Genomic DNA, 14,269 nt, shown 5'->3' on the forward strand with positions numbered 1-14,269 from the left:
TTGCTATTTATTTTTTTCCCGATCATTGAATTATTGGAAACACAAAGTATTTTTTTATTGATCCGGATCAAAAGTAGACGTAAATTGGCAATTTCAATTTTTCTTACGATCATAGTGGATTGTTTTGCCTATCTTCTCATTTTTTTCAGCGTACTTTTTTTAATTTTTTATTCCGCTGATTTTTGGTCGTTGGCTGTTATACACTATAGCTTTCTTTTATTTTCGACGCTAATCTTGCTTAATTTTTTAGCCGTATTCATTTATTTTATTTATTCAAACGGTATCTTCTCGTTATTGCTCTGCATGGGCATGCTGGTTGTTGCAAGTCTAGTCAATTTTAAGTTTATGCCTTATAAATATTCATTGATTCTAACTAATGATATTCATTTCTATTTGACTCATCCTACATTATTCGTGGTTTTAGGAATACAGTTGGGATTATTGTTAGGTTATTTGGTTGGTATTTTATTTTTCATTCGTAGGCACATATTTTAGGAGGGTTTCCATGGCATTTTTAGAAATAAAAGAAGTAACCGTTGAAAGAAAAAAACAACGAATCCTTAATGAGGCAACGATTTCAGCTGAGCTTGGTGACGTTGTAGGTTTCATCGGTCAAAATGGTTCGGGTAAAACAATGCTTTTTAAAGCAATTTGTGGCTTTATTCGTCTTTCAAAAGGAAAGATCAAGGTAGGGGAAGAAACAATCGGCAAAGAAGTAGACTTTCCTTCTCATACAGGAATGTTGATTGAAAATCCTGGATTTATTGGTTCGATGACAGGTTTTGACAATTTATATAGCTTGTCGTTATTGACCGATAATGTCAAAAAAGATGAGATTGTTGAACTATTAACACTCGTAGGTTTATTGGATAAACAGAAAGTTAAGGTTACCAACTATTCTTTAGGGATGAAACAGCGTTTAGGAATTGCGCAAGCGTTGATGGGTGATCCGACGATGATCATTTTAGATGAGCCTTTTAATGGGTTGGATAATCAAGGAATTGAATTGTTGATCGAGATTATTGAAGAATTGAAGTTAAGAAATAAGCTAGTCTTGCTGACTAGTCATCGAAACGAAGATTTGCAAAGAGTTTGCACCAAATTTTATCAAGTTGATCGTGGAAGTTTTTCAAGAATTGAGGTATCGAATGATGAGAAAAAGTAAAATTTTCTTTTTTTGTCTGGGCGGTTCAATAATCTTAGCAGTCGCAGTTGCTCGTATTATCGAAATCAATCGTGGAGTACCCAAATCATTTGCAATTACCACTTACCATTTGAACGACGTAGTCTCTTTAAATGATTTAGAACTCACTGTTTTAAACTATTCTAAAGAAAAGTCCTATCATTATGATGGTGGGAACCCGATGGACCAATATGAGTTTATGCCTGTGACAGTTACAGTAAACGTTAAAAATATATCGCCGGATGCCCAGGATTTGGCAATTTTGAAAGAAAGTCGGTTATTTAGTGGGTACAACTATTACAATACAGGTGATGTTGACTTTCCGCAACAGGTACTAGATCCTCAACAGCAAACGACGCTTACATATGTCTACACGGTCGATGCAGAAAAAGTAGAAGAATCCTTTCAATTTGTGTTAACAACTCAAGCTTTACTTCGATTTGATCAAGCGAATTATCATGCTAGTTACGATAAAGGAGTCTATAAGGGTGTAGCTATCCAGCTATAATCGTTCCAATTCAATGGAAATTTTGAAGGGTCTCTTTTTTTCTTAATACTGTAAAGACAGCTCAACAAAAGAAACTCCCTTAGCAGACTTTGAGAAATCTGCTAAGGGAGTTTCTTTCTTGAAATATCCTATCAATGAAATAAGGTTGTCATTACAACTGTTGATTATTGAAGGAAAAATAGGTTACAAAATCGGTGAGAATAGTCTGGAGATTTGTTGTTTGAACAGCAACCAATTAGACATTTCTTTGACTGTTTCAGTAGTCATCGGTTTGCTTGCTTGTTCATCGAGTACAAATTGGTCGGCTAGTTGTTGCAAGAAAGCTGGATCATAAATGATTGCACTACTTTCAAAATTCAAACGATAGCTACGAATATCTTGGTTAGCTGATCCGACTATGCAGATTTCGTCGTCCATGATCAATGTTTTCGCATGTAAAAAGCCATTTTCATAAACTAAGATCTGTACATTTTCTTTGATCAATTGGCGAGCGTAGTACTGAGTTGCTCGGTAGATGAAAGGATGATCTGGTTTGTTAGGGATCATGATTTTCACCTCTACGCCAGAAGCGGCAGCGATTTTTAACGCGGCAATCACACTTTCATCAGGCACTAAATAAGGTGTTTGGATCCATACACGTTTTTTTGCTGAACTGATCAGCTTGATAAAGGATAACTTTATCTGTTCCCGTTCATTGTTCGGTCCGCTAGACACAAGTTGAATCGATGTTTGGTATAGTTGATCCTGATCTTCTTTCTCTGCTTTAAAGAAATAATCTAAATGATAGCCGACTTTTTTTTGATCTGGAACAGAGACATTCCAATCCATCAAAAAGCGAAGCTGTAATAAAGAGGCAGCAGCCCCATAAATTCGAATATGCGTATCTCGCCAATAGCCAAATTTTTTGGTGTGGTTGACATATTGATCGGCGATGTTGAAACCACCTGTGTATCCGATCTTGCCATCAACAACGATGATTTTCCGATGATCATGATAATTTAGACGAAAGCGTAGAAGTGCCCGTTGCGAAGTGATGAACGTGTGGACATGACCGCCATTTTCGACTAACTTTTTAAAATCTTTTGTTTTTGTGCCGTGGGAGCCAAAGGCATCATAGAGTAAACGGACTTCGACACCTTCCGCTGCTTTTTTTTCCAATACTTTCAAGATTTGTTGGCCGATATTGTCAGTAACGAAGGCATAATATTCGATATGGATCGAATGCTCAGCTGCTTCGATATCTTTCAGGACGGCTGTTAATTTTTCTTGACCGTCTGTTAGTAAAGTGACGGCATTTTTTCGCGTGAGTGGCATTTGATTCAAGGATGAAAAGAAATCAACGAAATGCTGATGATCTTCATTCTGGATGATGGGATCATAATGTTCTAAGGTATCTCCCTTGAAATCCTGGAAATTTTCCAGTTCGGTTAAATCACTCTGACGCAGATAGAATTTTTTCTTGTCGGTCAAGCCACGACCAAAGAAAAGGTAGAGAATAAAACCAAAACCAGGTAAAGCAAATAAAACAAGTAACCATGCCCAGATTGCTGCGACGTCACGAGGTTTGATCAAGATAGTTACAAGAGCAATAAGTGCGTTCAGTACATATAAAAAAGTAATAATACTTCCTACCACGAGTGAATCCTCCTTTATATAATAACACTAGTATAGCATGAGAAAGGAGAGAAGCATATTCACAAGAAAACAAAGGTGGAAATTTTTTGAAAATATCAAGAGGATAAGCGAAAGTTGTTGCAATTTAAAAATAAATCATGTAGGATAAAAGTACAGTTGAATATCTCCTTAGGGGAGTAACCGACAACATTTGTTGTGATAATATCAACAGTAAGTTAACCAATTGGTTTTCTGGTATTGTATGAAATGGTGAGACCTAAGACAAATCCGTATTTGTCTTAGGTCTCTTTTTTTTCAGGCGATAACGGAAACAATAACTAAAATGGGGGATGAAATTTGGAAAACAAGGAACACGCACAATCAACGGTCTACAAAGAATCGATCGACACGTTGATGCAACAAACGCAAAGCTCACCTGATGGGTTGAGTAGTACGCAAGCAAAAGAAAAATTAGAAAGAGACGGCTTGAACCAACTGAAGGAAGCACCGAAGAAGCCAACTTGGAAACTGTTTCTCGAAACTTTTAAAGACGCTATGGTAATTGTGTTATTAGTTGTTGCATTGATTCAAATGGTGATGGGTGACTATATCGAATTTTTCGTTATCTTTGCCGTGTTGATGTTGAACTCAGTGATCAGTGTGATCCAAACGAAAAAAGCAGAAGGTTCACTTGAAGCATTGAAAAACCTTTCTGCACCAGATGCAAAAGTGATTCGTGACGGAAAAGAAATGACGATTCCGGCAAATGAATTAGTGGTTGGGGATATTGTTTTACTTGATGCAGGTGACTATGTACCGGCAGATGGACGTTTGTTAGAAGCTGGTTCATTAAAAGTTGACGAAGGAATGTTAACAGGTGAGTCGACATCAGCAGAAAAAGAAGTAGTAGAAATTACTCAGACTGTGCCGATCGGTGATCGCTTGAACATGGTCTTTAGTGGTACGATCATTACTTACGGTCGTGGGAAATTCTTAGTAACTGCTACAGGAAACAATACAGAAATCGGTGAAGTTGCTGGTTTATTAGAATCAACAACAGAACAAGTGACACCATTACAACGTGGATTAGATAAATTCAGTAAGAAGTTAAGTTTAGCCATTTTAGGCTTATCATTGGTGATTTTAGGAATCCAATTATTCCGTATCTATATGGGTGGCGGAACAGGAGATATGACGGCAGATATCGTTAGTGCCATCATGTTTGCAGTTGCGGTTGCCGTAGCAGCGATCCCTGAAGCATTGCAGTCGATCGTGACGATCGTCTTGTCACTTGGAACCAATAAAATGGCCAAACGACATGCAATCATCCGTAAACTACCAGCCGTAGAAACGTTAGGCTCAACGAGTATCATTTGTACGGATAAAACTGGTACATTGACACAAAACAAAATGACTGTTGTTGACTATTATTTAGCTAATGGGGCAACTGGTGATTTTTCAAATGATCCAAAAAACTGGTCTGTCGATGAGCGTCGTTTAATTGAGATCAGTGTCTTGGCAAATGATGCGTCAATCAGTGAAGATGGTTCCAAACTAGGTGATCCAACAGAAGTAGCGTTTGTTGACTTCAGTGAAAAAATGAACCAACCTTATCGCGAGATCCGCCAAACGTATCCAAGACAAGCAGAATTACCGTTTGACTCGGATCGAAAATTGATGTCAACAGCACATGAAATCGACAATCAACAATTCTTATTTGTCAAAGGTGGACCAGATATCGTGTTTGGTCGCAGTACAAAAGCATTGGTAAATGGTGAAGTCGTGCCAATGACAGATGAGTTAAGAAAAAAATTCCAAGAACAAAACGAAGCATTCTCAAAACGCGCATTGCGTGTATTAGCCTTTGCTTATCGTCCAATCAATAGCCTAGAATTATCATTTGATGATGAAGATGATTTAATCTTGGTTGGGATCATGGCAATGATCGATCCGCCAAGAGATGAAGTAACTCAAGCAGTCAAAGAAGCAAAAAGTGCTGGGATCAAAACGATCATGATCACTGGTGACCACAAAACAACTGCGGTTGCTATTGCAAAAGAAATCGGTATTTTTGCTGAAGGTGATCAAGCCTTGACTGGTACAGAATTAGATGAGCTATCAGAAGATCAATTGAATGAAGTATTGGAAAAAGTAACGGTTTATGCGCGTGTATCTCCGGAAAATAAAATCCGTATCGTGCGTGCTTGGCAAACAAAAGGTCATATCTCTGCGATGACGGGTGACGGAGTAAATGATGCTCCAGCCTTGAAACAAGCAGATATTGGTATTGCAATGGGTACAGGTACTGACGTAGCCAAAGATGCTGCAGCAATGGTTCTGACAGATGATAATTTCGCATCGATCGTTAGCGCAGTGGAAGTAGGACGTAATGTCTTTGATAATATCAAAAAAGCCATCTCTTACTTGTTCTCAGGAAACTTAGGCGCGATCATCGCGATCATCTTTGCCTTGGTTGCAGATTGGTCAAATCCATTTACAGCCTTACAATTATTGTTCATCAACTTAGTTAACGACTCATTACCAGCAATCGCGTTAGGAACTGAAAAAGCAGAGCCAGCGACAATGAAACGTCCACCAAGAGATCCAAATTCAGGTATCTTTACGGACAAAACATTGATCTCTGTAACATATCGTGGCGTATTGATCGGTATTGCGGTTATTTTTGCTCAATGGTTAGGAATGCAACATTCAGCTGAATTTGGCGTGGCGATGTCCTTCACAACGTTGATTTGGTGTCGTACATTGCAAACATTCCCAGCTCGTTCAAATACCCAAACAGCGATCCAAGCTGGTTTCTTCTCAAACCGCAGTGTCCTATTAGCAGTTGCTGTATGTAGTGCGCTTTACTGTATTGCGATGATCCCAGGACTAAAAGAAGTCTTCTCGATCCCAGCAGCGTTTGGGTTGACTGAAGTCTTCACTTGTATTGGAATCGCGCTTGTAACGGTTGTATTGATGGAAATCACTAAAATGATTTTGGTACGTGTACAAGGAAACAAATAATCATTAAAGACAAAATAGTTCATCTATCACTTACGAATAACAATAAAATGTGATAGTTTTAAGCCTTTCGAATCAAAAAGAAATCCACGAGAATCGTTTCTTCGATTTTCGTGGATTTTGATTTATACTAAGAAATAAAGCTCATCGTTTCTCTCATAAAAAATTTATTCCGAAAAGTGAAAACGAAAGGAAAATTATCCAAATGGACAAAGAAGAATGGAATACCTTTGCGAAAGACTATTACGAATCACAAAAAGAATCCAGTACGACGATCGTAGAGGATGTCGTTGCTTATCTAAGAAGCGAGGATTTATTACCAGCTGGATCATTCGCAGATGTTGCCGGTGGCGCAGGGCGTTATCTGCCGTTAGCAAAAGAAATAGAACAATACGAGTTGATTGATTTTTCAGAAGAAATGCTTGTGTATGCTGAACATGAAGCACAAGTACTGGGGCTAATTAACTGCAAATTCATTTTGCAAGATTTTACTAATTTTTTACATGAAGAGAAGACTTATGACCTTGTTTTTTCAGCGGCAAATCCTGCCTTGGTTACTTGTGAACAACTGGAAAAATTGCGTAGCAAAGCGACGAAAGCATGTTTGATTCTAAGAGTAGTCGCCTCAGAAGATAATGTCTTCGTACCTCTTGAAAGGCGTTTAGGAATCGAGGTATCTGATCCTCACACATCGCCGGTTATAATGGACCAATTTGAGAAGTATTTGTCAAAGGAACATCTTCCTTATAAGAGACAGGAATTCACTTATGATTCACAGGAAGAAGTCACGGCTTCATTTTTGCAGGCTTACTATGAAGAAATGCAAGATGATCCACGTTTCCAGTCAGCTCTCCAAGAATTATTTAAAAACAGTGAGACAATTCGGAGTACAAATAAACTGACCTATCGATTATTGACTATTTATTAGTCAACGATCGAGGTCAGTTTTTTGCATTGATTATTTTTCTTTGTAAAAACGAATATCATTTTCAACTTTATAGATCGAATAAGGTAGATCTGAATGATATTCAGCTGTTTCACCATGTCCAGGTAATGTTTCATTGAAGATTTCTTCATATTGATCAACCGTCAATGCTTCACGGTTATCTAACATCGCTTGATTCTCTTCTTTGAACAAGAAATTTTGATAGTCTTCTTCTAAATACCCAGTGAAAAACTCACTCACAGCACCAGAACCATAGCTGAATAATCCGATACGGTCACCCGATTTCAATGCTTGAGAGTTTTCTAACAGAGAAATCAACCCTAAATAAAGTGAACCAGTGTATAGATTTCCAATTCGTCGACTATAGGTGATGCCTTCTTCATAACGTGCCATCAAACGTTCTTGCGTTGCTTCATCTGTTTCTTCGATCACACTTTGCAACGCTTTTTTTCCCATTTTTGTGTAAGGGATATGGAAGGTAAGTGCGTCATAATCTGCAAGTGTTCGACCTGTTGTTTCTTTATATCTATTCCAGACTTTTTGGAAAGACTCAATATAGGTAGAGTTGGACAATGGTCCATCTACTACAGGATATTGGCTATAGCTTGGACGCCAAAAATCATAAATATCTTCTGTTAAAAAGACACTGTGGTCTTCAAGAGACAGAATCCGAGGGTTTTGTGTGATCATCATAGCGACCGCACCTACACCTTGCGTCACTTCACCACCACTTGCTAAACCATAGCGGGCGATATCGCTCGCAATCACTAAGACTTTACGATCTGGATGATTTTTGACATATTCTTTTGCCATATGCAAAGCTGCTGTTCCCCCGTAACAAGCTTCTTTTACTTCGAATGAACGAGCAAAAGGTTGAACTTTTAACAAATGATGGATGATCACAGCACTTGCCTTTGATTGGTCGATGCCTGATTCGGTACCTACAATGACCATATCGATTTTCTCACGATCTTCTTCTGTGACGATTTTACTCGCTGCATTTGCCCCTAGCGTGACGATGTCTTCATAAACTTGATTGACAGCCATCTGATCTTGACCGATCCCGATATGGTATTTGGCAGGATCATCTCCACGTCTGTTTGCTAATTCAGTCATATCTAAAAATAAATTAGGAATAAAAAAGGAAAGACGATCAATCCCTATTTTCATTTCAACACCTCTTTACTCATGATAAAAAACTTACTTTATTAAAGTATCACAAAATCGCTAAAAGAAATACAAAAAAGCTAATTTTTAAGGATTTGTAAAAAAATATAGCGCTTTTTTTAAAAGGTGTATGTTATATTTGTATTTCCGGTAAAGAATGGTATATTTTTGTAGGAGATACTTGACAGTTAGAAAATAATCAACTGTCCATCTTTTATACAATTTAATAAGAAGTGTATTTTAATTTTTACGAAACCATTCAGATTGTTCTATCCATTTGATATAGACAAACGTTTTGAAGAATGTCTCGTCGGTTACAGCGTGATGTTTTTCGCAAATACAAGAGAAATAAGGAGGGAATCCGTTTGCGCAAAAGATTGTAACATCTATAAATCCGTCGCGTTTTTTATAATACGTGGATGAGTAAATTTATAGACTTTGGCAACGGGTGGCTTAACTTGAAGGAAGTCGTTATTATAGATGCTGCACGAACACCGATTGGAAAGTATCGTGGTAGCTTAAGCAGTTATTCTGCTGTTGAGTTGGGAACATTCATTACAACAGAAATCCTTGAACGAACAGGGATAAACAAAGAAGCAATCAATCAAGTCATTTTTGGAAATGTGCTTCAAGCAGGGAATGGGCAAAATGTTGCACGGCAGATTGCGATCAATAGCGGAATCCCCGTTAGTGTTCCGGCAATGACAATCAATGAAGTCTGTGGATCTGGGATGAAATCAGTGATCCTTGCGCGTCAACAAATCCAACTAGGCGAAGCGGATCTGATCATAGCCGGTGGTGTGGAAAGTATGACTAGAGCGCCGATGATCCAAGTGAGCGATCCAGAAAACGAGAAAATCGAAGAAATCTCAAGTATGGTCAATGATGGATTAACCGATGCATTTTCCAACACTCATATGGGACTGACAGCAGAAAATGTGGCAAAACAATTTGCTGTGACGAGGGCAGAGCAAGATCAATATGCATTGGCTTCACAAGAAAAAGCAGCAAAAGCCAGCGAGTCAGGGATCTTCAAGGAAGAAATCATTCCAATTTCACGTAATGAAGAAGTTTTTGCAACAGATGAAGCCGTGCGAGGAAATAGTACATTAGAAAAATTAAGCACCTTACGGACGGTTTTTGCGGAGGACGGCACAGTTACTGCTGGAAATGCTTCACCTTTGAACGATGGTGCCTCTGTACTGATCTTAGCGTCTAAAGACTATGCGATTGCTCATGACTTACCGTATTTAGCTACGATCAAAGGAGTCTCTGAAGTTGGGATCGATCCAAGTATCATGGGGGTAGCTCCAATCAAAGCAATTCATACATTGATGGAGAAAACTGGGCTTTCCTTGGATGACATCGATTTATTTGAAATCAACGAAGCGTTTGCTGCGTCATCGATCGTTGTGAATCGTGAATTGAATCTCCCATCAGAGAAAGTCAATATTTATGGTGGTGCGATTGCGTTAGGCCATCCGATTGGTGCTAGTGGCGCTCGTATCTTGACTACTTTAGGCTATGCGTTAAGAAGGCAGCACCAACGATACGGCGTAGCTTCATTATGTATTGGTGGCGGCCTCGGATTAGCTGTTCTTTTGGAAGCAAATTTGCAAGGAACTGGTGATAACGAAAAAAAAAAGTTTTATGAACTAACGCCAGAACAACGTAGACAGCGATTAGTTCAAGAAAAAGTGGTTTCTCAAGCAGAAGCAACAGGTTTTAAAGAATCTGTTTTAACAGAAGATATCGCCAACCATTTGATTGAAAATCAAATCAGCCAAGTAGAGATCCCATTAGGTGTCGCATTGAATTTTCAAGTGAACGGTCAAAAAAAATGGATTCCTATGGCAACGGAAGAACCTTCAGTAATTGCTGCAGCGAGCAATGGCGCAAAAATATGTGGCGATATCAGCGTTCAGATACCACAACGATTGATGCGTGGGCAAATCGTCTTGACCGGTCGTTGTGATTATCGAAAAATCAAAGAAGTCATTGAAGCAAGAAAACCAGAATTGGTCACTTGTGCAAACGAAAGTTATCCTTCGATCGTCAAGCGTGGTGGAGGCGTTCGAGAAATTTCTACTCGAGAATTTATGGGGAGCGAGCATGCCTATCTTTCACTTGATTTTTTAGTGGATGTCAAAGATGCGATGGGTGCGAATATCATCAACTCGATTTTGGAGGGAGTTGCGGTTCGTATCAAAGAATGGTTCCCTGAAGAAGAAATCTTGTTCAGTATCTTAAGTAATCTGGCGACGGAATCTTTAGCGATCGCGACTTGTATGATTCCTTTTGAGCGATTGGCAAAGGACAAAGAAACGGGTCAGCTGATTGCTGAAAAGATTCGTCAAGCGAGTGAATACGCAAAGTTGGATCCTTATCGGGCAACGACCCACAACAAAGGAATCATGAATGGTATCGAAGCGGTCATCTTAGCTACAGGAAATGATACACGAGCAGCCGCAGCGGCTATTCATGCCTATGCTGCTCGAAATGGTAGTTACCAAGGGTTGACTGACTGGCAAATCAAGGAAAATCATTTGGTAGGGAAATTGACGGTTCCTTTAGCTGTTGCGACAGTAGGGGGCGCTTCCCGCGTCTTACCGAAAGCGAAAGCTTCTTTAGATATGTTAGCAATTGATTCTGCACAAGAATTGGCACAAGTGATTGCAGCTGTTGGTTTAGCACAAAACCTTGCGGCACTGCGTGCACTTGTTAGTGACGGTATTCAAAAAGGACATATGTCCTTACAAGCGAGAGCATTGGCAATCACAGTTGGTGCCAAAGGGGACGAAATCGAGAGAGTTGCCGCAAAGCTTAGGGAATCAGGAACGATCAACCAACAAAGCGCACTAGCTGCCTTAGCAGCTATCCAGGAGAGCAAAAACTAGGAATAATTTGCGAAATAGTCGTAGTAGCTGAGGAAAGGTGACAAATAATTTTCATTATTATAACGTTTCTCTCGAAACACATAAAAAAATACCTATGCTAAGTATGAAGGACCTATAATCTAAAATTTATTTTTTTCATAAATGGTTATCACGTCTTTTTGGCTATTTTCATTTTTTTGTGAAGTTGTATAATATTAAATAAAACGTAACAGACCTTGTAGATTAAAGGTTTTCTGTTACGTTTTTTTACATACTCTGAACTAAAAATTATAGAACGTATATTATTAAATTTTAAAAATAATTTATATAACATTAAAAAAAGCTAAAGTTTTTTAAGCTTATTTGAGGTTCTCTTGTGAATAAATAATCTAACAGGTATACTTTTCCTCAAATAGAATAACTTGTTAGGCGAGACTCCTAAACAAACATAGGCTATTGCGCAGAAACGTCGAAAGACGCCAATGTGTAAAACAGGAATTGTCGGATTAAGGCTCTTCATAAGATAGCTAAGAGAAATCTTTACGTTGTTTAGTGTCAAAACTCACACGATGAGACTGAAAAGCCAATCGTTTTTTTCGTTTGGCTTTTTTTATTCAAGATGGGTAAGTGACGTATCTCCGCTGTAACACAAAGGAGAAATATAGGATGGGTGTAAAAGACATAAGAAAAATAGATTTGTATTTGCTCGTACCATATCTGTTAATCAGTGTAATAGGATTATTGATGATCTATAGTGCGAGTACGTTTCGTTTGATGTCATTCGATCAAAGTACGAATCAACTTTTAGTTCGACAAATGGTATTTGTAGTGCTTAGTTGGGCAATGATTTTTTTCATTTACCGAGTGAAACCTGCATTCATACTCAACCATCGAATTGTAAAAATAATGATGGGGATCGGTATTGTGGGGCTGATCTTGACTAAGGTACCTGGGATTGGTGTCAATATCAGTGGCGCGCAACGATGGATCTCCATTGCAGGTTTTCAATTTCAACCTGCTGAAATTGTCAATGTCGGGATGATTTTTTATTTAGCTTATTATTTTAGAAAACCCAAGCAATCATTGAATGAATTAAAAAAGCCCTTTTTTATCATCGCTTTATGTTCTCTGCTGATTTTATTCCAACCAAAAGTAGCTGGTGCGATCTTGTTGATCATCTTAGCTGCAATCATGATCACGACTGTTCAATTACCAGTTCGCTATATTTTATTGTTTTTTGCAGGACTGTTCAGTCTCCTTTTGCTCCTTGGAGGCATCATTTATTTACTAGGGCAAAATGATCTATTACCAAGTATTTTTGCCCATACTTATGATCGCTTGAGTATTGCCTTTAATCCTTTTTTAGATCCTTATGGAAAAGGATTTCAGATGAGCCAATCTTATTATGCAATGTACAACGGTGGGCTTTTTGGATTAGGTCTGGGAAATAGTATTACCAAAAAGGGCTATTTACCAGTAGCTGAGACTGATTTTATTTTTTCGATTATTTTAGAAGAGTTAGGGCTGATCGTAGGATTGCTGATTCTAGCAATGTTGTTTTCGATTATTTTGCGCTTATTTGTCTTGAGTGCGAATGAGCCAAACCAACAAATCGGGTTGATTTATTTGGGAACAGGGATGCTGTTATTGCTACAGACAAGCATCAATATTGCAAGTATCAGTGGCATGATCCCAATGACAGGTATTCCGCTTCCTTTTATTAGTTATGGAGGATCAAGCTATTTGATTTTATCCATGCTTTTGGGCGTTTGCCTGAAACTGTCCTCACGAGGTAAGCAAAATGAAATTTAAATTTAACGAATTCAACTACGCATTGTTTTTACCGATTTTTCTATTTTATCTATTAAGTGTCGCTGTGCAATATGGGGCAGCGGTATATGACCAAATCCCAGTCAGAGGTGTCGTTTTCAAACAAATCGTCTTTTGTCTGATGTCCTTAGGGCTGTTGTTAGTCACCCAACGTGTGAAAACAGTTGTTTTTTTGAAATACTCCCCTTATTTTTATGGGTTTTCTCTAGTAGTGATGGCATTACTACATCGTTTTTATGATCCTGCGATGTTTCAAATCACAGGAACAAAACGTTGGCTTAGGATCGGTGGTTTTTCTTTCCAACCATCTGAACTAGTAAAATTGACCTTTATTTTAGTCATCGTTTATCTGACATTGATCTATGAACAAAATGTAAAGCAACGGACTGTCAAATCGGATTTACTTTATGTGGGTAAGATTCTACTCGTTAGCGTGCCGACCTTTTTATTGATGTACATGCAAAAAGATTTTGGAACAAGTTTGGTTTTTGTCATATGCTTGGGGGCATTATTCATGATCGCTGGGGTCCATTGGAAGATCATGACGACAATGACTGCGATTCTAGTTATTCTCGGGGCCATTTTGATTGCTTTAGTTTTTACTGAATACGGACACCAGATTTTATATCGTCTGAATTTTAAGACTTATCAGTTAGATCGAGTACGCGCATGGGTTGATCCATTTGCTTATAGCCAATCGATTGGGTATCAACAATCACAAAGTTTGCTTTCCATCGGGGTAGGTGGGTTTAGTGGAAGATCTGAAGCAATCAATCCAATTTACGTTCCTGTTCGCGAATCGGATATGGTATTTACGGTGATTGCTGAAACATTTGGCTTTTTAGGAAGTGTTTCTGTGCTCTTTTTATATTTTTATCTTTTTTACCAAATCATTTATAGTGCAATCGAAACAAATAATAAAGGGAATGTATATTTTGCGATTGTCTTCGTATTTGGTTTGTTATTTCAAGTGTTTGAAAATATTGGAGCTGCGATCGGTCTACTCCCATTAACAGGGATTCCTTTACCATTTTTAAGTCAAGGAGGAACTTCCCTCTTGGTTATTGGCTGTGGTTTAGGCATTATTTTAGGATTTAAAAAGTATGAATGAGAAGTAGAAGGGA

The 14,269-nt window shown here is 38.3% G+C and carries 9 protein-coding genes and 1 riboswitch; of the genes, 7 read left to right on the forward strand and 2 right to left on the reverse strand.

Annotated features, from left to right (window positions below):
- Positions 1-505: 505 nt before the first annotated feature.
- Positions 506-1,165: an ATP-binding cassette domain-containing protein gene (locus EM4838_RS04765; RefSeq protein ID WP_071866329.1), complete on the forward strand. Its 660-nt coding sequence runs from the start codon at positions 506-508 to the stop codon at positions 1,163-1,165.
- Complete coding sequence (locus EM4838_RS04770; protein WP_130029122.1) at positions 1,152-1,691, forward strand: DUF4352 domain-containing protein; 540 nt, start codon at positions 1,152-1,154, stop codon at positions 1,689-1,691. Before EM4838_RS04765 ends, EM4838_RS04770 begins: the two co-directional genes overlap by 14 nt.
- A gap of 183 nt (positions 1,692-1,874) precedes the next feature.
- Here the strand turns inward: EM4838_RS04770 and cls are convergent, their stop codons facing one another.
- Entirely contained in the window at positions 1,875-3,326 is a 1,452-nt protein-coding gene (cls, locus tag EM4838_RS04775; protein WP_071866331.1) for a cardiolipin synthase, read from the reverse strand.
- A 336-nt stretch (positions 3,327-3,662) separates the two neighbouring features.
- On the opposite strand from cls, the gene EM4838_RS04780 reads away from it, so the two are divergent.
- Positions 3,663-6,329, forward strand: a complete 2,667-nt coding sequence (locus tag EM4838_RS04780; RefSeq protein ID WP_071866332.1) for a cation-translocating P-type ATPase — start codon at positions 3,663-3,665, stop codon at positions 6,327-6,329.
- 202 nt (positions 6,330-6,531) lie between these two features.
- Positions 6,532-7,254, forward strand: coding sequence for a class I SAM-dependent methyltransferase (locus tag EM4838_RS04785; protein ID WP_071866333.1), 723 nt, complete (start codon positions 6,532-6,534; stop codon positions 7,252-7,254).
- A gap of 30 nt (positions 7,255-7,284) precedes the next feature.
- Here EM4838_RS04785 and EM4838_RS04790 read toward each other — a convergent pair whose 3' ends face one another.
- On the reverse strand, positions 7,285-8,442 hold the full coding sequence (locus tag EM4838_RS04790; RefSeq protein ID WP_071866334.1) for a hydroxymethylglutaryl-CoA synthase: 1,158 nt from the start codon (positions 8,440-8,442) through the stop codon (positions 7,285-7,287).
- A gap of 455 nt (positions 8,443-8,897) precedes the next feature.
- On the opposite strand from EM4838_RS04790, the gene EM4838_RS04795 reads away from it, so the two are divergent.
- From EM4838_RS04795 to EM4838_RS04805, 3 genes are all read left to right on the forward strand, one after another.
- Positions 8,898-11,336: a hydroxymethylglutaryl-CoA reductase, degradative gene (locus EM4838_RS04795; RefSeq protein WP_071866335.1), complete on the forward strand. Its 2,439-nt coding sequence runs from the start codon at positions 8,898-8,900 to the stop codon at positions 11,334-11,336.
- 393 nt (positions 11,337-11,729) lie between these two features.
- A riboswitch (M-box (ykoK) riboswitch) is annotated at positions 11,730-11,897 on the forward strand.
- An 84-nt stretch (positions 11,898-11,981) separates the two neighbouring features.
- The gene (locus EM4838_RS04800) at positions 11,982-13,127 is read left to right on the forward strand and encodes an FtsW/RodA/SpoVE family cell cycle protein (protein ID WP_071866336.1); all 1,146 of its coding nucleotides are present in this window, start codon (positions 11,982-11,984) and stop codon (positions 13,125-13,127) included.
- Positions 13,117-14,256, forward strand: a complete 1,140-nt coding sequence (locus EM4838_RS04805) for an FtsW/RodA/SpoVE family cell cycle protein (RefSeq protein ID WP_071866337.1) — start codon at positions 13,117-13,119, stop codon at positions 14,254-14,256. The genes EM4838_RS04800 and EM4838_RS04805 overlap by 11 nt, the downstream gene beginning before the upstream one ends.
- The last annotated feature ends 13 nt before the right edge of the window (positions 14,257-14,269 follow it).

The organism is Enterococcus mundtii, from assembly GCF_002813755.1.
In the GTDB taxonomy this organism is placed as follows: domain Bacteria; phylum Bacillota; class Bacilli; order Lactobacillales; family Enterococcaceae; genus Enterococcus_B; species Enterococcus_B mundtii.